This window comes from Clostridium grantii DSM 8605 (assembly GCF_900129965.1).
GTDB classification, from domain to species: Bacteria; Bacillota; Clostridia; order Clostridiales; family Clostridiaceae; genus Clostridium_AF; species Clostridium_AF grantii.
Genome location: NZ_FQXM01000023.1, coordinates 1 through 25,852, shown reverse-complemented (window position 1 = coordinate 25,852; position 25,852 = coordinate 1). Strand labels below are relative to the sequence as shown.

General features: G+C 28.9%; 26 protein-coding genes, 1 tRNA gene, 1 other RNA gene and 1 pseudogene. 1 reads left to right on the top strand and 28 read right to left on the bottom strand.

Annotated features, from left to right (window positions below; all coding sequences use genetic code 11):
• Positions 1-61: 61 nt before the first annotated feature.
• The 28 genes from BUB83_RS16285 to polA all read right to left on the bottom strand — a co-directional run bounded on the left by BUB83_RS16285 (position 62) and on the right by polA (position 25,320).
• Positions 62-979 carry a site-2 protease family protein gene (locus BUB83_RS16285; protein WP_073339694.1) on the bottom strand — a complete coding sequence of 306 codons (918 nt, stop codon included), beginning with the start codon at positions 977-979 and terminating at the stop codon, positions 62-64.
• Entirely contained in the window at positions 976-1,476 is a 501-nt protein-coding gene (locus tag BUB83_RS16280) for a hypothetical protein (protein ID WP_073339692.1), read from the bottom strand. The genes BUB83_RS16285 and BUB83_RS16280 overlap by 4 nt, the downstream gene beginning before the upstream one ends.
• An 85-nt stretch (positions 1,477-1,561) precedes the next feature.
• On the bottom strand, positions 1,562-1,939 hold the full coding sequence (mgsA, locus tag BUB83_RS16275; protein ID WP_073339691.1) for a methylglyoxal synthase: 378 nt from the start codon (positions 1,937-1,939) through the stop codon (positions 1,562-1,564).
• Between the two features lie 11 nt (positions 1,940-1,950).
• A complete protein-coding gene (gene rodA / locus BUB83_RS16270) occupies positions 1,951-3,060 on the bottom strand; it encodes a rod shape-determining protein RodA (protein WP_073339690.1) in 1,110 nt (369 codons plus the stop codon).
• A gap of 77 nt (positions 3,061-3,137) precedes the next feature.
• Positions 3,138-3,410 carry a cell division topological specificity factor MinE gene (gene minE / locus BUB83_RS16265; RefSeq protein ID WP_073339688.1) on the bottom strand — a complete coding sequence of 91 codons (273 nt, stop codon included), beginning with the start codon at positions 3,408-3,410 and terminating at the stop codon, positions 3,138-3,140.
• Positions 3,411-3,455: 45 nt separating this feature from the next.
• Positions 3,456-4,250, bottom strand: a complete 795-nt coding sequence (minD, locus tag BUB83_RS16260; RefSeq protein WP_073339686.1) for a septum site-determining protein MinD — start codon at positions 4,248-4,250, stop codon at positions 3,456-3,458.
• Between the two features lie 15 nt (positions 4,251-4,265).
• Positions 4,266-4,895, bottom strand: coding sequence for a septum site-determining protein MinC (gene minC, locus BUB83_RS16255; RefSeq protein WP_073339684.1), 630 nt, complete (start codon positions 4,893-4,895; stop codon positions 4,266-4,268).
• Between the two features lie 208 nt (positions 4,896-5,103).
• Positions 5,104-8,214: a penicillin-binding transpeptidase domain-containing protein gene (locus BUB83_RS16250; protein ID WP_073339683.1), complete on the bottom strand. Its 3,111-nt coding sequence runs from the start codon at positions 8,212-8,214 to the stop codon at positions 5,104-5,106.
• On the bottom strand, positions 8,215-8,721 hold the full coding sequence (gene mreD / locus BUB83_RS16245) for a rod shape-determining protein MreD (protein WP_073339681.1): 507 nt from the start codon (positions 8,719-8,721) through the stop codon (positions 8,215-8,217). It lies immediately after the preceding gene.
• 9 nt (positions 8,722-8,730) lie between these two features.
• Positions 8,731-9,579, bottom strand: coding sequence for a rod shape-determining protein MreC (gene mreC / locus BUB83_RS16240; RefSeq protein ID WP_073339779.1), 849 nt, complete (start codon positions 9,577-9,579; stop codon positions 8,731-8,733).
• Between the two features lie 10 nt (positions 9,580-9,589).
• Complete coding sequence (locus tag BUB83_RS16235) at positions 9,590-10,654, bottom strand: rod shape-determining protein (RefSeq protein ID WP_143160572.1); 1,065 nt, start codon at positions 10,652-10,654, stop codon at positions 9,590-9,592.
• A gap of 18 nt (positions 10,655-10,672) precedes the next feature.
• Positions 10,673-11,359, bottom strand: a complete 687-nt coding sequence (gene radC, locus BUB83_RS16230; RefSeq protein ID WP_073339680.1) for a RadC family protein — start codon at positions 11,357-11,359, stop codon at positions 10,673-10,675.
• A gap of 10 nt (positions 11,360-11,369) precedes the next feature.
• The gene (locus BUB83_RS16225; protein ID WP_073339678.1) at positions 11,370-11,945 is read right to left on the bottom strand and encodes a Maf-like protein; all 576 of its coding nucleotides are present in this window, start codon (positions 11,943-11,945) and stop codon (positions 11,370-11,372) included.
• Between the two features lie 293 nt (positions 11,946-12,238).
• A complete protein-coding gene (locus tag BUB83_RS16220; protein ID WP_073339677.1) occupies positions 12,239-13,036 on the bottom strand; it encodes an SPOR domain-containing protein in 798 nt (265 codons plus the stop codon).
• Between the two features lie 170 nt (positions 13,037-13,206).
• Entirely contained in the window at positions 13,207-13,785 is a 579-nt protein-coding gene (locus tag BUB83_RS16215; protein WP_073339675.1) for a C40 family peptidase, read from the bottom strand.
• Positions 13,786-14,022: 237 nt separating this feature from the next.
• The gene (locus BUB83_RS16210; protein ID WP_073339674.1) at positions 14,023-14,472 is read right to left on the bottom strand and encodes a hypothetical protein; all 450 of its coding nucleotides are present in this window, start codon (positions 14,470-14,472) and stop codon (positions 14,023-14,025) included.
• 61 nt (positions 14,473-14,533) lie between these two features.
• Complete coding sequence (locus tag BUB83_RS16205) at positions 14,534-15,133, bottom strand: DUF502 domain-containing protein (RefSeq protein WP_073339672.1); 600 nt, start codon at positions 15,131-15,133, stop codon at positions 14,534-14,536.
• A 169-nt stretch (positions 15,134-15,302) separates the two neighbouring features.
• Positions 15,303-15,944, bottom strand: coding sequence for an amino acid ABC transporter permease (locus BUB83_RS16200; RefSeq protein WP_073339670.1), 642 nt, complete (start codon positions 15,942-15,944; stop codon positions 15,303-15,305).
• Positions 15,945-15,958: 14 nt separating this feature from the next.
• Positions 15,959-16,765, bottom strand: a complete 807-nt coding sequence (locus BUB83_RS16195; protein WP_073339669.1) for an amino acid ABC transporter substrate-binding protein — start codon at positions 16,763-16,765, stop codon at positions 15,959-15,961.
• Positions 16,766-16,879: 114 nt separating this feature from the next.
• A complete protein-coding gene (locus BUB83_RS16190) occupies positions 16,880-17,302 on the bottom strand; it encodes a DUF3783 domain-containing protein (protein ID WP_073339666.1) in 423 nt (140 codons plus the stop codon).
• A gap of 204 nt (positions 17,303-17,506) precedes the next feature.
• Positions 17,507-17,755, bottom strand: coding sequence for a hypothetical protein (locus BUB83_RS16185; RefSeq protein WP_073339665.1), 249 nt, complete (start codon positions 17,753-17,755; stop codon positions 17,507-17,509).
• A gap of 134 nt (positions 17,756-17,889) precedes the next feature.
• The gene (locus BUB83_RS16180) at positions 17,890-18,072 is read right to left on the bottom strand and encodes a hypothetical protein (RefSeq protein ID WP_073339663.1); all 183 of its coding nucleotides are present in this window, start codon (positions 18,070-18,072) and stop codon (positions 17,890-17,892) included.
• Entirely contained in the window at positions 18,063-20,627 is a 2,565-nt protein-coding gene (locus BUB83_RS16175) for an ABC transporter substrate binding protein (RefSeq protein ID WP_073339661.1), read from the bottom strand. The genes BUB83_RS16180 and BUB83_RS16175 overlap by 10 nt, the downstream gene beginning before the upstream one ends.
• A gap of 321 nt (positions 20,628-20,948) precedes the next feature.
• Positions 20,949-21,139, bottom strand: a non-coding RNA gene (gene ssrS, locus BUB83_RS16170) — 6S RNA.
• A gap of 74 nt (positions 21,140-21,213) precedes the next feature.
• Positions 21,214-21,299, bottom strand: a tRNA-Leu gene (locus BUB83_RS16165).
• 61 nt (positions 21,300-21,360) lie between these two features.
• A complete protein-coding gene (locus tag BUB83_RS16160; RefSeq protein WP_073339660.1) occupies positions 21,361-21,957 on the bottom strand; it encodes a lytic transglycosylase domain-containing protein in 597 nt (198 codons plus the stop codon).
• On the bottom strand, positions 21,954-22,568 hold the full coding sequence (gene coaE / locus BUB83_RS16155) for a dephospho-CoA kinase (RefSeq protein WP_073339774.1): 615 nt from the start codon (positions 22,566-22,568) through the stop codon (positions 21,954-21,956). The genes BUB83_RS16160 and coaE overlap by 4 nt, the downstream gene beginning before the upstream one ends.
• 13 nt (positions 22,569-22,581) lie before the next feature.
• The gene (gene polA / locus BUB83_RS16150) at positions 22,582-25,320 is read right to left on the bottom strand and encodes a DNA polymerase I (RefSeq protein WP_073339658.1); all 2,739 of its coding nucleotides are present in this window, start codon (positions 25,318-25,320) and stop codon (positions 22,582-22,584) included.
• Between the two features lie 300 nt (positions 25,321-25,620).
• On the opposite strand from polA, the pseudogene BUB83_RS16145 reads away from it, so the two are divergent.
• Positions 25,621-25,852: pseudogene (locus BUB83_RS16145) on the top strand (IS110 family transposase); the annotation flags it as partial.

The window sequence follows — 25,852 nt, the reverse complement described above, 5'->3', positions numbered from 1 at the left end:
ATGTTTAGTTACATTCCTTATTTTATCATAATGTTTATAAAAGTAAAGAACAAAGACTTTTTTAGTTTTCAGACCATTGCTCCCACTCTTCTATAGCTTTTTCAGAAAGTTTACATAAGTCTTCATTACTTTCTTTTTTTGACAAAAGAATATACTGTTCTATAGAAATATTTCCATTTGATTTTAAAGCAGATATTACCTCTTCTTCATATATCATTCCAAAATACTTCATATCATCATCTAATACAATGAATATATTGTACTTATTTTTATCCAAAATACTCATTGCTTTCAGTAAATCTTCCTTATAATTAATGGATATGCTTTTGTTTTCAATGTACCCTTTGTCTAAAAACCTTACTTTCTTCTTAATAATATCAGCCATAATAATATAAACAATCCTTTCTTTTTCTTTATAAGAAGCATATAAAATAAATATACCCATTACACATATAGATAAATTATCTACTTCAAACAACATCAAAAACGAAAAAGCAAATAAAAATGAAACACCAATAATTTGACTTAGCCCTACTACTATACTATTAGCTTCTTTATAAATTGTTCTTCTCGCTAAAATATCTCTACATATCCTTCCTCCATCCAAAGGGAATGCAGGAATAAGATTAAAGATGCCTAAAGAAAAATTAGTCAAATAAAGTTGTATTAAAAATTCTGATTTATAATAATGATTCATTACAAAAAAAATCAGTCCACAACAAATATTAAACATGGGACCAGCTAATGATATTACTAAATCTTCCATAGGTTCTGCATCATTTAAATCTTTTAACTTTAGCAGGGTTCCAATGGGCATAATTTCGATATAAAAACCATTAAATCCATATCTTTTTGCTGCTAAATAATGAACATATTCATGACATATAACAAAAAACAAAGAAATAAACATGCTCCCTTTAAATCCTAATATAATAAGTAATACTATATATGGTATAAATAGCTTATTTATTTTAATCAATTAATAACCCCCGATAGCCCTATAACTAAGAATAAATTTTCTTTATACTCAATATATGTAATTAAGCTATCACTTGATAAATTGAACTTTTCCTTTATGTTATTCAATATAGGCTCTATTTCTAATGTTTTACTTTTTAAATTATTAAGCCAAATTTCAATTTTAGATGTTATATTTATTTTTGAAGGATCACTTATAATTTCTTGTGCCTTCAATTCTATTGCTTTGAAATCATAACTTTCATTAACAATTGTCTTACAATAATTATATGTAGAAATAGTCCTAGGGGTAGAAAAAGATTTACTTGCTATCACTAACAAAAATAAAATTAAAGTTCCTGCAAATTCCTGAATAATTCTTTTACCAATAGATTTATTACTTCCTATACCAGACCCTAAATGCAATTTATTATTTGTTTTTTTACCTTTTATTTCCAAAGTATTGGTGCCAGTTAAATTTCTATAGTAGTTTTCATATTCAGTATTGTAGTGGCTCATAAAATCCTCCTGTTTAAGTTCTAATATATATATATTTAGAAAAGTCAATTTATATGCAATAAAAAAAGAGCCTAAGGCTCTTTAACTAAACTTCTCTTGTTGTTATAAGTGCTTTAACTACAACTTCAGCTGACCCCAAATTTGTTGCTAATGGGACACAGTGTACATCGCATATTCTTAGTAAAGCACTTACATCTGGTTCGTGTGGTTGTGCTGTTAATGGATCTCTTAAAAATATAATAATATTCATTTGACCTGTAGCTACTGCTGCTCCAATTTGTTGGTCTCCTCCAAGAGGTCCTGATAAAAATCTAGTGATACTAAGTCCTGTAGCTTCATTTATTCTTGTACCTGTTGTTCCAGTTGCGAATAATTCATGCTGTTCAAAAACATTCTTATACCTTTTTACAAAATCAATTAATTCATCTTTTTTTCCATCATGTGCTACTAAAGCAATTTTCACAATTAATCCCCCTAGAATATTATTTTTTTCCTTCTCATTCCAATGTTCAGAACCAATGCAATTCCAATATAATTTGACAATAAAGAACTTCCCCCATAACTCATTAACGGCAAAGTAATTCCAGTAACTGGCATTAAACCAATTGTCATACCTATATTTTGTATTAAAGAAAAAACAAAAGTCGAAACCACCCCTATAGCTACAACTGATCCAAATAAATCTCCAGATTCCTTAGCTATTTTTATCATTCTATAAATTAGAATTCCATATAAAGTAAGAAGGAATAAAGTACCTATAAACCCCCACTCTTCTGCTACAACGGCAAATATAAAATCTGTAAATGCTTCTGGGATAAGATTACCTTCTAATTGAACTCCTTGGCCATAGCCTTCACCAAACAACTTTCCTGAACCTATTCCAATCAAAGACTGTTGTAATTGAAAAGTAGCTCCTTGGCTAAATTCCTCTGGAGTTAAGAAAGATGTTAACCTAGTTTTCCAATATGCAGGCATAATAGAAGAATTCCAAAGAGCAAGTACTAGTCCAATTATTCCTACAAATCCACCAATTATAACCTTCAAATCCAAACCAAAAATAAAGAATATTCCTAACACAATAAAAAAACTTACCATAGTCATACCCATATCTGGTTGAATTACTATTAAAGACATTGGAATAAAAGCGTAAAAAACTAATTTAAAAAAGTTTTTTGGTTCATTTATTTTTCCTTCCATTTGTTCTAGCAGTAAGGCTAACATTAAAATCATGCCTAATTTTGCAAATTCAGAAGGTTGAATAGCCCTAGATCCAATACTTATCCAAGCTGTTGCACCTTTTGTTGTTTTTCCTAAAACAAAATCATTAAGAACCAACAAAAAAACTCCAGTCCAATATATAATTGGAACATAGTTTTTAATCAACTTATAATCAACTAGTAGCGTAAAATAAACCACTGCTAAACTCAGCAATAACCAATTAAATTGCAATTTTGCATAATACATTGTTTTTAAAGCACTGTTAATATTTAAGCATCCAAATAAAACTATAATTATTGTCACAGTTATTAGCACAAAGTCTAAATGGCTTCTTAATTTTTTATTTATGGTTAATTTCTCAAACAAATAAATCCCTCCAATATAAATTTGATTATATCATAAAAGAGGGACTATACAATATATATTTACATTTAATTTACGGTTTATTTACCTTCTAATAGTTTCATTTCTTTTATTGGTATGCTTGCAATTAATGCTGGAAAACACTCTTCTAACTCTTCCATACTTGCAAGTTTTACTTCTACTTCCTCATTATCAATCACTACATATTTTTCTATTACCTCTAATATATCCTTTTTCATCATTTCCAAAACAGCAGGAGATATTTTTGCTCTGTCATGAATAAGAATAAGTTTAAGCCTATCTCTTGCCACATCTTTTGAATTTTTATTAGAAAATACTTTAAACAGCTCCATCATAGCCTCCTCAAGTTTATGCTTATGTTACTTTCCACTATTTATTTATGATTTGAAAATCTTCTTAAATGCTGCTACAAATGCTGAATCCGAACCTTGTAAAGGCATAAAAGGAACTTCTTCTCCAACAACTCTTCTAGCAATATTATTAAATGCTATTCCCGCATTTGCCTTTTCATTTAAAACTACAGGTTCCCCTTTATTTGTTGCTACTGTTATTTGCTCATCTGTTGGAACTACCCCAATCAATTTAATGGCAAGAGAATCAATTATATCACTTACATCTAGCATTTCACCTTTTTTAACCATTCTATAGTCAAGTCTATTTACAATTAATTGATGATTTGCTAACCCTTTAGCATCTAACTTTCCTATAACTCTATCTGCATCCCTTACAGACGTAACTTCTGGATTAACAACAATTAGAGCTCTATCAGCACCAATAACTGCGTTTTCAAAGCCTTGCTCTATACCAGCTGGGCAATCAATTATTACATAATCAAAGTCTTTTTTCAATTCATTTACTAGCTCTAACATTTTATCAGAGCTTACATCAGTTTTATCTCTTGTTTGGGCTGTTGGTAATAAGTATAATTCTTTTACTCTTTTGTCTTTAATAAGAGCTTGATTCAATCTACATCTACCTTCAATAACATCTAATAGTGTAAAAACAATTCTATTTTCTAAGCCCATCAAAACATCTAAGTTTCTAAGACCTGTATCCCCATCTATAACCACTACTTTATTGCCCAATTTCGCTAAGGCCGTTCCTAAGTTTGCAGTGGTTGTTGTTTTACCAACCCCACCTTTTCCTGATGTTATAACTATTGCTTCACTCATTGACATTCCCTCCGTTTAAAAGTATTTATCAGGCAAATAAGGTTCTACAACAATTGTATCCCCTTTTATCTTTGCAATCTCTGGATATTTGGGCTTCTCTCCATCCGGTGATATAGTTAATACCCCCGAAATTTCTAGTAATTGAGGTTGTAAAACAAAGGCTCCTACAACAGACTTCTTTGAACCATTAACCCCTGCATGAACATTTCCTTTCAAACTCCCAAAAACAAAAACATTCCCACCTGCAAAAATTTCTGCACCTGGACTTACATCTCCAATGATAACTAAATTTCCACTATAATTTATCGTTTGACCGCTTCTTATAGAATTTCTTATAAATTTGGTTCTACCTTCATAAATTCCTGAAAAACTCTTTTTGGTTTTCTCCTTGGAATCATCCAAAATACACTCTTTTATAAGAAAATCATTAAATAGCATTTCTTTCAATTTTGATACATTTCTTTCATTTATTAAATTCAAATCAATTGTAATGACAAAAGTGGCATCCTTATAGAATCTTTTACCATTAGAAAGCTTAGTTCTCAAAAAATTCATCATATCATCAAAATCTTTGAATTTGTTCATATCAATAACAGCGTTTAATCCATCTTTATTTCCTTTGATTATCAATCCATCATTTACCATAGAAATCCTCCAATACGCCCTATGTTATAATTTCAACATAAATCTCTTTTTTCCTTCAACAAAATCGAATTTTTTAAAAATTTTAATGAAATTTATATAATTTTATTAATCTTAGGGAGTATTTTTTTCTTATTTTGTTTTAATTTGAAATTTAAGGGTATTATTCAAAATAAAAACCCCTAAAATAATTCTTTAGGAGTTTTTATTTCTAATCTTCACTTATAATTCTAGTTGAACCATTATCATAATTCACCTCAAGGTTATTGTTCGCTTCTGTATTTTCATTTTGAGCTGTTCCATTTGTGGAATTTGTATAATTATAAGTAGGAACATACCCTGGATATTGTGTCTTTAAAGTTTCCTTAAAGTATTCTTCATAAACAGCTTTTGCAATTCCTGCAATTTCACCACCGTGACCCCCGTCGAAAATAACAACCGAAATTGCTATTTCTGGATTTTCAAGTGGTGCAAATCCCACATATACCCCATAAGCAGTTCTTCCTATTTTTTCTTGATATGAAGCAAAGGTTGCAGACCCAGTTTTCCCTGCTGTTTCAATAGGAAAGTTATTAAAAACACTGTAGGCTGTTCCACGTTCTTCTCCATCTACTCTTCTCATACCTTCTTTAACTTCGTTCAAAGTAGACTCACCTATATCAATTTTATTTAGTACCTTTGGTTGAAACTCTTTAATTGTTTCTCCTTGTGGATTAATTATACTATCAACTAAAGATACTTCATATCTGGTTCCTCCATTAGCTATAGCTGCTGTGTAAATAGCCAGTTGAAGAGGGGTGAATTGATTAGTTCCTTGACCAATAGAAGCACTGATTAAATTATTTGAATTGCTTATTTCAGATCTAGCATTGTAAATAGATGAAAATATAGCTGATGATATATAATCAAATTGAGTTGCAACCATTTTATCAAAATCATCATTAGTAGCTTTTTCTTTATCATAAAAGCCTTTAAATTCATTATCAATCTTTATTAAGTCCGTTAATAATTTTTCAATATTCTTTTTTACGGAGCTTTTCTCTCCATTTAATTCTTTTAATGTTCCTTCGTCATTTATTTTTTCTGCTACATAATTCTTTATTTCATCTTTTATCTCAATAATTTTTTCGTCATCATTACTATCCACATTTAGGTTAACCCCAATAAATGTGGGATCACCAGATTCCATACTTCGACCTTGAATCAAATTAGTATCATATAGAGTTTTTATATAAATAGCTTCCATAGTTTTTTTATTACTTGCATAATTATAAACTTGACCAAATTTTTCCGAAATCTCTATTCCTGTATAAGGTGAACCTCCTTGCGGAACCCCCAACCCAAATTGCCAAGCCCATTTTGCAATAGCATCTATACCATTATTTAAATCTTCATCATTCTTATATTTTTCATATAATCTACTGCCCATTTCATAAAAAAACCAGTTGTTTGAAACCTTTAAAGCATCATAAATATTAAAAGATTGACCAGAATGTAAACTTGTATTTTTCTTTGCGGTTTTATCCGCATAATATTTAAGATAATAATGACCATCCCTTATAGTTTCATTAGGCGACACAACATTTTCCTCTAATGCAGCTATTGACATCAATGGTTTAAAAGTAGAACCTGGCGGCGTCAATGCTTGCGTAGCATAATTGAATAAGTATTTAGGAAATATATCAAATTTATCTTGCCTAATACTATCATTGTCTTCTATACTTTCATCTACTGGGAATAATTTATTTACAATTTCAGATACTTCATTACCATTGTAAACCTCTCTTGCTGCAGAACTTCTCTTTAGTAAATTAGTTACATATTCAGTGCCCAAAGCCTCTAAATCTGGATTAAAATACTTTTGTTGTAATTCTGGAGTTAACATACCCGCCGTTGATAAAATATTAGGATCATATCCAGGTTTACTAACCATAGCTAATATCTTCCCTGTATTTACATCAATAACTACCGCTGCTCCTCTAGTAGCATTTGTAGTGTCAACATTATCTGACCCATGAGTTCCCGCTCCTTGTTGAACAGTAAGTGCTTCTTCCAAAGCTTTTTCTGCCACTGTCTGTAGATTCATATCTATAGTTAGTTTTACATCATTACCAGGATAAGCTGGTTTTTCTGCAATTTCTTTTACTATTCTTCCTTGCTTATTTATTTCCGCAAAAACAACGCCTTTTTCTCCTTTAAGAGTAGATTCAAGAGCTCCCTCTATACCTGCTGCTCCAATATAATCAGAATTTGCATCATACCCTTTTTCTTCATACTCCGTTTCCTTCAAAGGGCTTATCTTAGATAAATATCCAATTGCACTTGAGGCCATTTCGCCATATGGATATATCCTATTCATATCAACATCCACCACTATTCCAGGTAAATCAGCATACATTTGATTGATAATAAGCGCAGTTTCTTTATCTATATTGCTTGCAATAGTTACACTCTTACTTCCACTATAACTATTCATTTTTAATCCATCTTTTACTAATAAGTATTCTCTTTTAACTTCATCACTCAAAGTAACATTCTCAATAGAGTATTCATCCAATAATTTTATTAATTCTGTATCTTTTCCATTATTATATAATGCACGAAATAAATTATTCATTTTTTCTTCATTATCTACATTGTTTATTTGGTATTTTTCTAACAGTTCATTTAATATAGTTACATAATTTGTAGATAACTCATCATATAAATTTTTGTATGCTTCTTTCTTTTCCACATACTCTATGCCATAAAGTTCTAACATAAATTGGTAGGTATCTTCTGTTGAAAACTCCAAAACTGCTTTATCTACTATTTTTTCTTCTTCATCTGTTAAATCTTTTATATTTGTTTTACCTTCAATCAATCCACTTTTAACAATAAAATCATCTATTCCTCTGTCTTTTTTAAAACGTAGTTCTCTGGCCTTAATTGTATCAGGATTAGTGCTGTTAAATTCAAATCTAAGAGGATTAACTTTTAACGCCAAAGAATCTTCTATTTTAATATTATGTTCATTTAGAACACCAAATAAAAGTTCCATAGTCTCAAAAATATTTTCTTTACTTTCCTCTGTTTCAGTAAATGTAATAGAATATCCTTGCTTATCTTCTGCAAGAACAATGCCATTTCGATCTAATATAGATCCTCTAGGTGCATCCTGCTGAATCTCCCTATTTATTCTATTAATTGCTTGCTCTCTATATTCATCCCCTCGAACTAATTGTAGAAAAACCAGTCTTGAAATTATAACCACGAAAATTATTACCACTACAATTCCAAACGAAAAATATCTATAATTTTTTTTACCTTTTGTTTTCTTCATTTAAAATCCTCTCTTCTTTATATTCCAATCCTTAGTCATAAAATTCTTTTGACTTAGCTTAAAAATAAAGTTATACATAAAAACAGCCACCATACCTGTATATACACTCCTGTATACAATCAAAGTATTATCCGTTTTTTGATTTATAATAAATAAAAGAATAACCACTAAAACACCTTTAACAAGAGATAAAGAAAAATTAGTTATAATAGGTATTATACTCTTATCCTTATAAATTAAAGCGCCTACATTTGAAGCAACAATACACATCAGCATATTAGTTAATAAATTTATTCCAAATGCATTAGTAAAATAGATATCCTGTAATAATCCAGTAAAAACTCCTATGGTTAAAGCTTCCCATTTTTCATATATAATTGCATAAGATAAAGCAAAAGAAAATAACAAACTTGGATAAACCCCTTTTATAGCTAAAAAGGGCATTAATGAATTATCTAAAATAAATAATAAAAAGCAAATCAAAACTATAATAATTTTTTTTTTCATCCCATCACCTTAATATTCTATATTCCTTGTTTCCTTTGGAACAACCACAAAAATCTCTTCAAGTTTATTAAAATCTACAGCTGGCTCAATTAATGCGTTCTTCAGAAGTTTGCTTTTGTCATCTTCTATACTAATAACCTTGCCAATTATTATATCTTTAGGATAAACTCCTCCAAGTCCTGAAGTAGAAACAATATCATTTATGGCCACTTGAGAATCCATAGGCAAATAATACAGCTTAGCTAGTAAATCATCACTATTTTCTCTATATCCCTTAACAATGGAATCAGTTTCTCTTGTGCTATCTATCAAAGCCGCAACAGCTATATTTTCATTTATTAAAGTTTCAACTATGGCCCAATTAGTTCCAACTGAATTTATCTGACCAACTAGTCCATCTACTGTAATTACCACCATACCTTTAGCTAAATTATCATTAACTCCTTTATTTATTACAAATCCATCCAGCCAATTTTCTCCGCTCTTCCCAATTATATCGCATCCAATGTAGTTAAATTCATCTCTTTGTTCTGCAAAATTAAACATTTTTTTTAAATTCTTATTTTCATTTGCAAGAGAATCATATTTCTTTTCTTTCTCTTTTAAAACACTATTTTCTTTTCTTAATAATTCATTTTCAGCTTTTACTTCATTGAAATTAACAACAAATTGAAAATTAGTAATTATGCCACTGTTTATATTGTAAATAAAACCCTGCACCGGATTGATAAAGGCTCCAATACCATTTTCTATAAAGTTTTTATTACCATTATTTCTTGTATAAACTATGCTACATAAAAAGGTAACTGACAGTACAAGTACAGTTACTGTCAGTTTATTCTTCAAAAATGTCTTCATCATAATATCACTATCTTCTCTTTCTAGATAATTTATTTATACTATCAACATATTTTCCAGCACCCACTGCTACACAATCAAGTGAAGCTTCTGCTATATTTACAGGCATATGGGTTTCTTTATTTATAAGCTTATCAAGTCCTCTAAGCATTGCTCCTCCACCAGTAAGCATAATTCCTTTATCCATAATATCTGCAGCAAGTTCCGGTGGTGTTTTTTCCAAACTAGTTTTTATAGCTTCTACAATAGCATCAACTGGCTCTTTTAAAGCATTTCTAATTTCATTTTCTCCTATAGTAATTACTTTAGGAAGTCCTGTGATTAGATCACGTCCTCTAATATCCATTATTTTTTCTGAATTTATATTATCTTCATTCATATCCATTTCTTCTAAATTGCCTTCACTGTTGTCTTGAGTTGGATAAGCAGATCCAATATTTATTTTAATAGCTTCTGCTGTACGTTCTCCAATCATTAAACTATATTGTTTCTTTATATATGAAATAATTGCAGCATCTAAATCATCTCCTGCAGTTCTCAAAGATTGACTTGTAACTATTCCACCTAATGAAACCACTGCAACTTCTGTTGTTCCACCACCAATATCTACCACCATGCTACCTCTAGGTTCATCAACTGGAAGCCCTGCTCCAATAGCTGCTGCCATAGGTTCTTCCATAAGATAAACTTCTCTAGCCCCTGCTCTTTTTGTTGCTTCTTCAATAGCTCTTTTTTCAACTGCTGTTATTCCTGATGGGTAACACACTACAATTCTAGGGCTAGCAAAAGCTGATTTTGTTATAGCTTTTGTTATAAAATGTCTTAACATTATTTCAGTAATATCAAAATCTGCAATAACTCCATCTTTTAAAGGTCGTATAGCAACAATATTACCAGGAGTTCTACCAATCATTTGCTTAGCATCATCTCCAACTGCCAAAACCTTATTAGTTAATTTATTTATTGCTACAACTGAAGGCTCCCTAATAACAATTCCCTTACCTCTTACAAAAACCAATGTATTTGCTGTTCCTAAATCTATTCCCATGTCCTTTGATATTCCAAATAAACTCACAATAATTCTCCTCTCAAATTAAAAAATCCCTTTTTCTTTTAAACTTATATATATTCCATTACCAATAATCAAATGATCAAGAATTTCAATTCCTAAAAGTTTACCACATTCTATTAATCTTTTCGTAATTTCAATATCCTCTTTACTTGGTGATGGATCCCCTGAAGGGTGATTATGACAAATTATTATAGATGCGCTACTTTTTTTTATTGCATCCAAAAAAACTTCTCTCGGATGTACTATTGAAGAATTTAAGCTTCCTATAGAAACATCTTTCACTGAAATCACAATATTTTTAGTATTCAGCATTATAACTTTTAAATGTTCTTCCCTTAAATATCTCATTTCTTCCATAAGAAAATCAACCGCATCTTTTGGAGATTTTATTTTAATAGTTTCTCCTGATTTAAAAGACTTAAATCTTTTAGATAACTCAGCTATGGATAAAAGCTGAGCCGCTTTCGCTTCACCTATACCATTAATCTCCATAAACTCTTTTACTGAAAAATCCAACAATCCATTTAATCCACCTGTTTCCTTTAATAATCTATTACAAAGATTAATTATATTCTCAGATTTGGTCCCGCATCTTAACACAACCGCTAACAACTCACTATTAGATAGTTCTCCTGCTCCATATCTAATAAGTTTTTCTCTCGGTCTTTCATTACATGGTAAATCAATAATTTTAAGGCTATTATACATAAATACCTCCTTAAAGATTTACCCCCATCCCCTTTAACATACTATTTAGCTTATTTATGGGAAGTCCTACAACACTGTAGTAACAACCTTTAATTTCCTCCACAAAAATACCAGCTATCCCTTGAATTCCATAAGCTCCAGCCTTATCCATAGGATCACCTGTATCCACATATTTTATGATATTTGCTTCACTAATCTGTGAAAACTTAATATGTGTAGTGACAAAATCTGTTGAAATCTTTCCTGTAAAAGAATCTATAATAGCTATTCCTGAACAAACTTGATGAACTTTTCCACTTAAAGATTTAAGCATATTTATTGCTTCTTCTTTACTCTTAGGTTTACCTAATAATTTATCATCAATGGCCACAATTGTATCACAACCAATTATTATTGCTTGTTGTTCAAGTTTATCTAAAACGTCAAGAGCTTTCCCTTTAGCGATTTCCATCACAAAATTTTCTAATTCTCCTGTGAATTCTACACTGCTTTCATCGAAATCACTTACTATTACTGTGAAATTTTCGGTAAGTCTACTTAGTAATTCTCTACGTCTCTCTGAAGCAGATGCTAAAACTATATTCAATATATCACTCCTTGGTAGTACTAGTACTCCTTCAAAGTATAAACCTATTTTGTAATAATATTCATAAAAATCCAATTATAATAACTTTTAAATTCATAAATATTATGATTTCCTACAAATTGCTTTGAAAGTATATCTATTTTCTAGTATAGTTTAACATTTAATAAAATCTTAAACAAGTAGCTATATATAGTTTTTTCAAAAATTTCATAACTTTAATTTATAATGTGTTTTTAATCTACTTCTTAATGAAAAAGTGGTTACTTTTCAAAGTAACCACTTTTCATTAAGTCTTATATTGAATTTTCTACCTTTATAATATACTTATATAAATATTCTTTTAAAGTTTGTATATCTTCTTTCTTTATCTCTTCTGGAAGACTATCACAATAAGTTTTTAATTCATTTAAATTATTATAATTAATTTCAGTTTCCTTTATTTCAGCCAAAGAGTTTAACCAAGTTTTCATACTTTCTGTTTTAATTGCTGTGGCTCCATTTTGCTCAATTTCATTAATCAAACTAAGATTAGCATCTAAAATCAAAGATATTTGATTTTCACAACTATTCTCCTTTGAAAAATTTATATTATGAGTACTAAATTCTATATTTGCACTGGTCAATTTTACTGTTATTGCATCTAGTGTATCCTTTTTATAAACTCCTAGCACAACTTTGTTTATTTCATTTTCGCTTATAATAAAAGCTGCTCCAAATCCATTTAATTCTTCCTTTAACTTCAGGGCATTAGCATTGTCTCCAAAAGCACCGCACTGCAAAATTTTAAACATTCCATCCGACTTACCTGTAGCTGTTGAATCATCTGAGGCATTGTCGCCAGCATCTTTATTACTTTCGTCAATAGGTTTAATAACAGGTTGTCCTTTTTCATCAATTTCGGAACTTTCGGTACCTTCTATTTTATTTTCACTAGTGGAAGATACTTCCCCTCCTGTATTGATAGATGGCATAAAAATTTTAAATAAAACAGTTCCTAAAAGGGTAGAAATAATTATTACTCCAACTAATCCTAATAAAAATCCTGAAAAATCATTTTTCCTTTTATTAAGATCATATCTTGTGTATTTCATTTTATCACTCCTCACAAACAAGAATTTAGCTAGATAATCAAACTTTAACTAAAACCATAGCTATTTATCTATATATAAATACTATTAAAGTGAAGTGAATTTTATGAATAAAAGTAAAAAAAAAAGCCTGAATTTTTCAGGCAATTCCACAACAATGTTTATATAATCATTTAATAAATAATCCTTCTGCCACCACAAAATTTAGCTCCATAGTACGAATCATTTAAACTACTTATTTTAACCACATCTCCAGTTGAAGGTGCATGTATGAAACTACCATTTCCTATGTAAATTCCTACATGAGAATGTGGTCCCGAGGTATTAAAAAACACTAAATCACCCATTTGTAGATTATCTTTTGAAACAGAAGTTCCCATTTCATATTGATATCCCGTATAGTGTCCCAAGTTATACCCAAACTTACCATAAACATAAGCTGTAAGACCTGAGCAATCAAATGAATTAGGTCCTGAAGCACCCCAAACATAAGGTCGTCCAAGAAAATTATAAGCATATTCTACAATGCTAGCTCCTAATGTTTTTCCTCTAGACATCATGGTCCGTTCAACTAATGACTCTGGGACAATTAAAACTCTTTCTGAATTAAGAGTCGTTGACAACATAGACATACTCTTAGATTTATTCATTAACATATCTGCTTTTGCAGTATCAGATCCCAAACCCAAAAAAATTGTAACAGCCATAATAAAAATTGAAGATATAAACATCTTGCTAAAATACTTATTCATTTTTTTCCTCCCATACGTTACTTAAAGCTTGTACATAACAATGTTATGAAAACCAACTCTTATCAAGAGTACTTTACAATACTATTGTTTAACAACCACTTTATAATGGTATATTATTTATTATATATATATATACAAACTTTGTCAAATACTCATTTGTAAACTTTTCCATAAAACATAATAATAAAAAAAGGCAGCCTATTAAAATAAGCTTACCGATTTTTATCATTATTATGATTAATATTCTGAATACATCAGAGTTAATCTAATGATTCTTCTAACAATTTTATTTGAAGCCTCATAAGGTACCCCATACATATTTAAATATCTAAATACACCAGGATTATACCTCCTAATACTTCTCAAAACCATATTAACTTGTCTTTGTGTATCATATTTATCATCATATTTTTTTTTCTTACGCATAGGTTCCACAACTTCATCTTCTGCAATATCTTCATCTAAACCACTTTGCATGTTATATCCTGCCATCTGTTGTGGCATCATTTGATTCAATGCCATATTTTGAAAATTATAAGCATTGATTCTTGACGGGTCCATTTCCTTTCCCATATCCCCCATGTTCATATTAGACATAAAAAAAGGCATCATGGGCATAGGCATCATTTCATACATACTATCAAAATCTTCATTCATTTCCATCTCTTCATTGTAATCTGAATCCATACACAAACCTCCATATAAATTTCTTTATAATTAAATTTATGCACTACTATTAATATAAATACTATTTTATTTTATTTTCTTTTGATGTAAACTCTTCAGGTGCTAAGGTAGACATTGATATTATAGTTTTAATAGCTTCATCAACCGTTATATCAACTTTCTCTACAGAATCTATATCTACAAAAACCAAAAATCCATTTGTAGGATTAGGTGTTGTTGGTATAAAAACTGCCACTTTCTTTTCATCATTTATAGCAATATTGTCATTAGTAATAAAACCCATGCTTTTTATACCATCTTTAGGAAAATCAACCATTACAACCTTTGAAAATCTATTGTTTGATGATGAAGAAAAAGTTTTACTAAGTTCTTTAATTGATGCATATATTGAGTTAACTATAGGCAATTTATTTATTGCTCGTTCAAAATAATCAAATATTTTCTTACCTATTACATTGCTAGTAACAAATCCTATCAAAAGAATAATTCCTATTGTCAGTAGGAAACCAAGTCCAATATAGTATTTTCCAAATACAAAAATTATAATTTTTTTGGAAAAGGAATCTATAAACAGAAATATTGTTTTTAAAATATAATAAGTAATAGCTATAGGTACACTTGCTGCAAGCCCTGATAAAAACAAATTTTTTACTTTTTTCATTTAAGTCACCTTCCGTCAAGATAATTATTATCAATATAAATATATCATATTTTCTCTAAAAATAGAAAATAATAATAATTTAATTTACTAATAAAATTTTAAATTAATCTAAAAAAATAAACCTATAACTAGAAATTTCCCAGCTATAAGTTTATTCTTTTCTATATTTTTAATCCTCTATCAAATATCTTTTCTCTAGCTTTCTAAAAACTATTACTATAAAGAAAGTTAGTGTTAAATAAATAGCTCCAGCCACAACAAATGGGACAATAGTGAAATCCCTATTAACCACTTCTTTAGTAGCTTTCATAATTTCTGGCATACCTATTACCGTCACCAAAGCTGTATCTTTCACCAAATTTATAGCTTCATTACTCATAGATGGAAGTACTCTTCTTATAGTTTGAGGGATAATTATTCTAGTCATTGTTTGTTTATAATCCATCCCTAGCGCCTTTGAAGCCTCATATTGTCCTTTATCAATTGATTCCAATCCTCCACGGAAAATTTCTGTGAAATAAGCTGCATAGTTTAAAATAAACGTAATTGCTGCTGCTGTAAATTGACTTAAACTAATGCCTATAACAGATAATCCGTAGTAAGTGAAATATAATTGCAACAATAAAGGTGTTCCTCTTACAACCGTGGTATAAGCGGTAATAATGCTTGTAATCCATTTTATTTTAGATGTTTTACCTAGTGCAAATATTACCCCTAAAGGTATTGATAATAGTATTGTAATTCCATAAATTTTAAGTGAAAGAGCTGCACCTTTTAATATAAATAAAGTAATATTTAATAAATATGCCACTAATTTTCCTCCTGCTATTTAACGATGTCTTCTCCAAACCACTTTTCAGATATTTTCGCTGAAGTCCCATCTTCTTTCATCTCTTGTAATATTTTATTTACTTCTTCTGCTAAAAGCAACTCGCCTTTTCTAAATCCTATTCCATACTCTTCTCCACCAAAATCTTCAGAAGCAACTTTGTACTCTCCAGCTTTTTTGCTCATGTAATATCTTCCCACTATCTCATCAATTACAACAGCATCTGTTCTTCCTGCACTCAAATCCATCAAAGCTTCTGTATAGTTAGAAAATTCTCTTAATTCTTTAAATGTATCCAAAACATCGCTTTCACCTGAAACAGCGTCTTTACCACTACTACCAGCTTGTACACTAACTACCTTGTCTTTTAAATCTGCCTTAGTATCAATAGTTGAATCTGCTAAAACTATAATTACTTGTCTATTTTCTAAATAAGCATTTGAAAACTCAATATTTTCTTTTCTTTCTTCTGTAATAGTAAGTCCATTCCAAATACAATCTATATCTTTTTTATCTAAACTTAAAACCTTTGAATCCCAGTCTATGGCCTGTAATTTTAGTTCAACACCCATTCTACTTGTAACTTCTTTAGCCATATCTATATCAAATCCAACAATTTCTCCACTTTCATCTTTAAATCCCATTGGTGGAAAACTATCGTCTAATCCCAATATAAATTCTTTCTTTTCTTGAACATACTTCAAAGACTCATCTTCTCCAGAATTTTCACTTTTGCTACATGCTGTAAATATACTTGCTACTGATAATACAATTGCAATACCCAAAACTATTTTTTTCTTCATAATACTTCCCCCTAAATTCATTTCCTTAGTTTTAATTGTAATATATTCTTTTCTTCTGCTTTATTATACTTTAGCGCGCTAAATTTGTAAAGTGTTAATGAAAAAAAAATAAGTCTATTTAGGACTTATTTTTTTCATTTCTTCTTTTTCTTTAATTAATTCTTGTATAAGATCGTAAAATTTCCATTTTATTGAATGGACTGTTATTGATGCAAATATAGGTCTAATCCCAATTTCTTTTTTAAATCCATTCACATAATCGTATATATTCTTATCTGATAAATTACTAAATACCACTACTTTTTCTATAATCACTGGATTATTAAATACATTTGATACTTTTCCATTACCAAGAGCTAAATCTCCTAAAGTGTTTTGCACCATGTTTTTATCTACATAAATTATTTCTTCAATTTTCATTTCACCAGTGAATTTTTTAACCTTTATCAATTCTTCTTCATTGAATCCATATACTAGAATAGATTTTTTGCCTTCAACTGAAGTATCATCTAGCTCATTAACTTTTTTAAAACTCATAAAATCTCATCCTTTCAGCAATATTACCTTAATTATAGTATCCCAGCTCAACTATTAATTTATTATACTACTAATTATTATAAAATATCAAATATTTATTTTTATCTTGTTACCACATAAATAAAGGATAGCCTAAGCTATCCTTTAAGTATTAAATAAAATTTCAATTTACACCATCTCTTTTAGTTTCATCTTTGATAAAACTTAATACCCATCCACACTATTTATCACTGCTTGTTTGTCCATATTTTTAGAACTATCTAAAATTATTTGCATTCTATCAAAGTTAATATGTGGCAAATTATATTTTAATTCTTCTTTGATAGACTCCTTTGTAAAACTACAGCTTGGATTAATTGTGATGTGAATTTTCTTTAAAGTTTTTATGTTTTTTTCTTTGCAGATTTCTTTTACTGAATCTGTAATGTTCTCATGTATCATTGTGCAGTACATAAAATTACCCCCCATTAAATAAACTTCTTTACATTTACTATTATACTACTACTTTTGTATAATATGTATAATTTTTTATATTTTTTTGTATATAGTTCGATAATAAATACAAATCAATTTATTTTAATCAGGTTTTAATTTTTTTCGATTCTTTTAATTCCTTCTTTTTCTATATATTCACTTTTACTAAATCCTTTTTTAAAACATCTAATTTGTTGATATAAAATTCCTTGCCTTTCATACTCTAAAACATCTATTCTATCACCGCTAAAAATTATTGGCTCTTCAATGTTTTTCATAAATACCTTTAATTCCATATTTTGTATTCTCCTTTATTTTCTTCAAATTTTTTCAAGAATTCGCACACCAATTTTTCTTCTATAGGTTTGCTTACATAATATCCTTGCATAAAATCACATTTATACTCCTTTAATTTCATTAACTGCATTGGCATCTCAACACCTTCTGCTATTACCTTTAACCCCACCTTATGTGCAATTAAAATAATAGATTCAGTTAAATCTTTAATAGTGCTTTCATTATCATTTGTTATTATATCATCTATAAATGATTTATCTATTTTCAATGTGTCAATAGGTAAGTTTCTAAGATAATAAAGAGAAGAATATCCTTTCCCAAAATCGTCTAAGGAAACTTTTATTCCCATAGATTTTATTTGTTCAAGTTTAGCTCTATTTAAATCAAAATTTTTCAAGACTGCTGTTTCTGTGATTTCAATAGCTACAAGCTTAGGATCCACTTCAGTTTTTTCAAGTATATTCTTTATATTTTCAAGAAAATCTTTCTGCATCAATTGAACTGCAGAAACATTCACTGAAATAATCAACTTGTTCTCATATTTTTCATTAATCTTTTTACAGAAAATACAGGATTCTTTTAAAACCCAATTACCTATTTGAACTATCCTTCCCATTTCTTCAGCCACTTCAATAAATTCACCCGGAGATACAAAACCCAATTTTGGGTTAATCCATCTAATTAAGGCCTCGAATCCATAAACTCTTCCGGATTCTATGTCAATTTGAGGTTGAAAATTAAGAAAAAACTCTTTGTAAGTGAAAGCATTTACTAATTCACTACGTATTTCCATGTTTCTATTCAATTTAGCATTAATAGATTCATCATAGATAGCACTACAGTTTTTCCCATTTTCCTTCGCCTTATACATAGCCGCATCTGCATTTTTCAATAATTCGGAATAATTTTTCCCATTTTGCGGATATATAGCCACCCCTATACTAGCTGTTATAAAATACTTATTTCCTTCAATATCTATTGCTCTATCAAGTGTTTTTCTTAATTTATCAGTCTTATAATTCAAATCAAAAGTATCTTGATAATCCTCTAAAATTAGTACAAATTCATCTCCACCCAACCTGTAAATTGATGAATTTCCCAAATCTAACTTAATTAATTCCTTGGCAATCTCTTTCAAAACTTTATCTCCTATAGAATGTCCATAAGAATCATTAACAAACTTAAAATTATCCAAATCTAAAAATATCACTGCAAATTGTTTCAAATAATCTGTTTTAATCTGAGTTAGATTTCTTAATTTAATTTTCAAACTAGTTCTATTAGTAAGACCTGTCAAATTATCATAATAAGCATATTTGTGAATCTTTGAATATTGACGTTTTAGCTCATTTTGTGATATTGCCAATTCTTGAAAAGTATCATTTAATTCCTCATTTTTATTAAGTAACTCTTTTTCATGTTTTTTTCTAATATGTATATTAGTCATTAAGTATATTATTAGTAGGGATAAAAATATAAACAAAGCTATTATTCTATTCACTATTTTTTTATTATTTTCGTAAAAAGAAATTTTTTCATTTATTAAAATAGTATTTTTAGGTAATAAATTCATACTTATATTATTCTCTTCTAATTTTTTTACATCAAAGATGTACTTATTATTTTCTTCTGTTATTAAAGGATAGTTTTTTATAGACTCACCATTAAGCACGCTATTAACTATTTTTCCAGCCCTTTTTCCTTGTTCATAATGGCTAATAACCTTTCCTCCCAAAACACCTTCTCCTATTCCATGTTCCCATAAATGATAAATAGGAGCTTGGCAAGATTCATTAATAAGCTCTAAACTTTCATTAAAACTTTTATCATTGCCTAACTTATCTGTATAAGCTGATAAAAGTAATACAATATCATCTTTATTTATTTGTTCTATTTCTCCATAAAACTCTTCAAAAGTCATTTCACTTAAATTTATATCAGTAAATTCATAAGTTTGGAATTCTTTTTTGGTAGTATAATAAAGCTCCAAATCCGACCTGCTAGTTTCGGTTCCATCTGAAAGAGCAATAATCTTTTTTGCACCTTTATTCAATTTAGTTGCTATATCTATTGTGTCAAACATCGATATACACTCTTCAACACCTGTTATATTAGGGTTTATGGATGCATTAACTGCCTTTTGATGATTATTTATACCTAAAAACACTATAGGAGTATCTTTAAATAATTCTTCATTATATTCCATTGCAAAATCTAAAGCATTATCATCGGTAACTATCACCAACTCATATTTTTCTAATTGTTCTAGTTTATATTTAAGGGAATTATAAAAATTAGATAAATTAGTTTCCGTCTCAAATCTTTTAAAATCCATAAACTCTACATCAATTAAAACTTCAGAAGAATTAAGTTGAGATTTCACTCCTTCTATTTGATTTTGGAAGGTGGGAAAACTATAGTTGTATGAACTAATCAAAAGAATTCTTTTGGTATGAATTGCCTTCACCTTTAAACCCGAAAAAATACTAATTATCATTATTACAATTATAAGAACAATAAAGTAATTAATTATCTTTATTTTATTTTTAATCATTAGCTATATTCCAACCCTTCAACTTTTACCCTTTTTTTAATATACCCCCTTATTATAACATATTTTATCACTTTTTGTAATCTGACAGTAATGATTTTCTATATAAATATATTATTATTAATTTTTTTGTTAAATTTTTATTTTGATTGAAAGCTGTCAAAGTTTTTTCTAGCCTGTTTTTCTATCCATATTTTGTAGATATTATACCATTAAACCCATTATTTTTTATGACCTATTTCATATAGATTTTAATTTTTACATTCAAAAAAAAAAAAAAAAAACAAAAGAGAAGGAATAAATCCTTCTCTTCAAAATACATATAATATCTCCGAAAAACCGCTACCCTATAATTGACACCTATCCTCGTGATAGGTGGGTGTTCTCAATGGTGAATCTATCTCTTAAAAGCCGTCTAAGGGTCTCATAATAAGTTCATATTATCATCAAAATATTGAACTCCCTTGCTTGAACTGTAGGTTCAATACAAGAGCTCACGCATAATCCAGAAATTTTAACTATTTAATTTTTGTGTTTCTCTCTATATTTAATATAGCAAACTTTTTTCAAAATTTCAAGTGGAATCTTTTGGTGCAGATGATGGGACTTGAACCCATACGAACATTTGTTCACTACCCCCTCAAGATAGCGCGTCTGCCATTCCGCCACACCTGCATTTAATTCATGTATTTAAGTATATAATTATTATACACCGAAACCCAATTATGTCAACTAATTATCTGAAATATTGAGAGATTATTTTTTCTAAAATATCTCTAAATTCTCCTTGACAATAAAGAAATTTATATACATTATAATTTACTTCTACTCTTTTTATATATTTATCAGTTTCTCCAAATGGTATATTATGAAGTTCCTCACCATCTAAAGAATATTCTTCATTATCTAGCCATTTATTAACATTACCTCTACCACCATTGTATGCTGCTAAAATTAATTTGTTATTATCGCCAAACTCTTTTTTTAAGTTATTTAAGTACCAACAACCCAATTTTATATTAAAATCTGGCTGAAAAAGTTTATCATCCGAGTAATCTTCAGTACCCATTAGCGAGGCTGCCCACTGAGCAGTATCAGGCATAATTTGCATCAAACCTCTAGCTCCTTTAGGTGATTCTGCATTATAATTAAAGTTACTTTCCGCTTTAATTATGGCAAAAACAAAGTAAGGATCAATTTCATATTGCTCTGAATACTCTACTACCCACTCCCAATAAGTTAAAGGATAGAAATACTTAGCTATACTCTTTCCACTAATGCCTACTACCAAGATCATTAATCCAATTATTATTATTCTCTTAAGAAATTTCATTTTTTCACCTTTATTAAATTCTGTTTAATGTTTATCAGAACATTGTTTAATTGTTTTACCGATAAATCCCTTGATCCTGAGTTGTCTATAATATAATCAACAAAAGTTTTTTTATCTTCCATACTCATCTGAGAATTAATTCTATTAATAGTATTTTCTTTGGTAAGGCTATCTCTTATCATAACTCTATTAATTTGAGTTTCCTTGTCTACCCAAACCAAAATATTCACATCCATTGTTTTGTGTAATTCATGTTCTATTAATGTAGGCGCATCAATAACAATAATTTCTGTGTTTATTTTATCATATTCAAGAACTCTTTCATTTATTTCCTTTATTATAAAAGGAATAATAATTTTTTCTAAAGTTTCTTTTCTCTCTTTTTTTTCGAAAATAAAATTACCAAATTCTTGCCTTTTAAGTTGCTTGTCATCATCAAAAAAGCAAGCTCCAAAAGTACTTTTTATATTTATAAGCACTTCTGGATAAAGCCTAAGTACATCTCTAGAAATTATATCTGCATCTATTACAGGTATATTCTTTTCCTTAATCATATTAGAAATGGTGCTTTTTCCACTTCCTATGCCACCCGTCAATCCAACTTTAATCATTTTCCCTTTAAAACTATTTTGTTTCATACCAATTTTCCCCTGTGTTCATATCAACTTCTAAAGGTACTGAAAGCTTTATTACATTCTCCATTTCAACCTTAACAATGTCTTTTACTTTCTCTAACTCATGTCTTTTAACATTTAAAATCAATTCATCATGTACTTGCAGCAATAAAGTAGATTCTAATTTTTCCGTGCTAAGCCTATGGTATACTTTTATCATAGCTAATTTAATAATATCCGCTGCAGATCCTTGGATAGGAGTATTCATTGCTAAACGCTCTCCAAAAGCTTTTACAATTTTACTTGAAGCTTGAATCTCTGGTATCAATCTTCTTCTATTTAAAATAGTAGTAACATATCCGTCCTGAATTGCATTTTTAATAACATTATCAAAATAGCCTTTAATTTTAGGATATCTTTCAAAATAAGTTTCTATATATTCCTTCGCTTCTTTTCTAGAAATATTCAAATCCTCTGATAAGCTAAAAGGCCCTATGCCATAAACTATACCAAAATTAACTGCTTTGGCATTACTTCTAAGCTTTGATGTTACTTCTTCATAAGGTACTTTAAATACTTCTGCCGCAGTTTTTCTGTGAATATCGCTATGGTGAACAAATGCATCTATAAAATTTTCATCCTCAGATATATGAGCAAGAACTCTTAATTCGATTTGCGAATAATCTGCTGATAAAATTATATCTTCTGGATTATCCGACACAAAAACTTTTCTAACTTCTCTCCCCAATTCATATTTTATAGGTATATTTTGCAAATTAGGTTCTGTGCTTGAAAGTCTTCCCGTTGTAGTAACAGTTTGATTAAATGTAGTGTGTATCTTTCCATCTTCTTCAATTACATTTTTTAAACCTTCTACGTAAGTGGAATTTAATTTAGTTATTTGTCTATAATGAGATATTTTATCTATAATAGGGTGTTTATCTCTTAATTTTTCTAGCACTTCTGCATTTGTAGAATATCCCGTTTTAGTTTTTTTGATTACTGGCAAATCTAATTTTTCAAATAATATTTTTCCTAATTGTTTAGGAGAGTTTATATTAAATTTTTCTTCAGATATATCATAAATTTCTTTTTCAACTTTTTCTATCTCTAAGCTTAATTTTACCCCTAAATCATTTAGAATTTCTTCATTAATTCTAAATCCGTTGGCTTCCATTTCTCCTAACACCTTTATTAATGGATGCTCCACATCAAAATAAAGGGAATTCATATCTTTTTCTTTAATATTTCCGAGGTAATACTCATAAAGTTTATCCATATATTTTATTGTTAAAATTTCTCTATTCTCATTTCTTGTAATAATAGCTTCCTCATCTAAATCCTTGTCCTTTGTATTTCTCAAAACAAATTTCTCAAGATCTTCATTGTAGAAACTCTCTAACAAATCCAACAAATCATAAGATTTTCTAGCTGGCTCCAAAAGATAAGCTGCTATTTCCATATCAAATAAACAATTATTAAAATCTACATCTATTTTTCTCAAGATTTTATAAGCATTCTTTGTTCCATGAGATATTATCTTTATATTGGTATTTTGAAAAATACTTTCAGCTAATTTTTTAAACTTTATTTTGATTTTTTCACCATTCTCCAAATTATTTAATTCAGTTTTATTCACTTCATAATATTCTTCTTCAAATTTCAAATAAATTTTGGTGAAATCTGATTTTGTAAAAAAGTTTTCATCATTATAAAAAAAAGAAACAAAAATTACACCTTTAAAATCTTTTATTTTTTCTGTTAATTCCATTAAGCTTTCTTCGCATTGAACTTTCTTAATTGAAATTTCCACATCAATTTCAGAAACACTGTTTTCTTCTGGTTTTATTTCCGCTATATCATTAGAATCTTCCTTATTATCACTTTCAAATCTGCTCAATAAAGATTTAAACTCCAATTTTTTAAAAGTTTCTTTAACTTTGGTAACATCATAGTCCTCTTTTGACTTTATATCCTCCAAAGACATTTCTATAGGAACATTAGTTACAATTGTAGCTAATCTTTTACTTAAAATAGCTTGTTCTGCGTATTCAATCAAGTTTTCCTTTAATTTTTTGCCTTTAATATTTTCCACATCTTCTAAAACTTTTTCTATACACCCATACTCTTTAATCAATTTAAAAGCTGTTTTTTCTCCCACCCCTGGTACTCCAGGTATATTATCAGACTTATCACCCATAAGACCTTTGCAATCTATAAATTCAATAGGCGTAACCCCATATTCCTCTATCATTTTATTTCTATCATAAATTGTTTTGTCAGTCATACCTTTTTTATTGATTACAATTTTAACATTATCTGTTGCAAGTTGAAGTGCATCCCTATCTCCAGTTACAATATAAACCTCTATATTATTTTCCTCTGCATAAACAGATAAAGTACCAATAATATCATCCGCTTCAAAACCATCAATTTCAAAAATATTGATAGCCATATCCTTTAAAATTTCCTTTAAAATAGGAAATTGCTCTCTTAATTCAGAAGGCATTTTCTCTCTTCCAGCCTTATATTCTGCAAAATCCTTTTGCCTAAAAGTAGGAGCTTTTTTATCAAAGGCCGTCACTATATAATCCGGCTTAATTTCATCTTTAATCTTTAACATCATATTTATAAAACCATATATTGCATTTGTGTGAAGTCCTTCTGAATTAGTAAACTGTGGCAACCCAAAAAATGCTCTATACATCAAACTATGTCCATCTAATATTAATAATTTTTCTTTATTCATATGTACCTCCAAAATTTTTTACTACTCTTAGTTTACTCATTTATTTCATTTATATCAAGCCAAATCTTCCAACTCTTCTAGTTCTTCCAACTTATCTAAAAAAAAATTCACATTTTCCCACACGTTTTCAATAATATATGGTAAAATATACCTAGGTTTGTTTTGAATTTTTATACGAGGAGCATTCCTGTTATGAAGTAAAATGAAATTTGAAAAAAAGAGCACCTGCTGATAAAATACGGGGTATAAGACGTTCGAACGTTTATCCCTAATTAAAAATTATCAGTGGAGGTACTCAATATGAATTATACACAAAATGAAAAGATTTTGTCAATTACAGAAAAAACTTTAGTTATAGGAATTGATATCGCAAAGGAAATTCAATATGCGAGAGCATTTGATTACAGGGGTATAGAATTTAGTAAAGTACAACCCTTTGAAAATACTTCACATGGATTTAAAATGTTTGAAGAATGGGCTAAATCAGTAGCTAAGGAAAATCAAAAGAAGACTATAATTGTTGGCTTAGAAC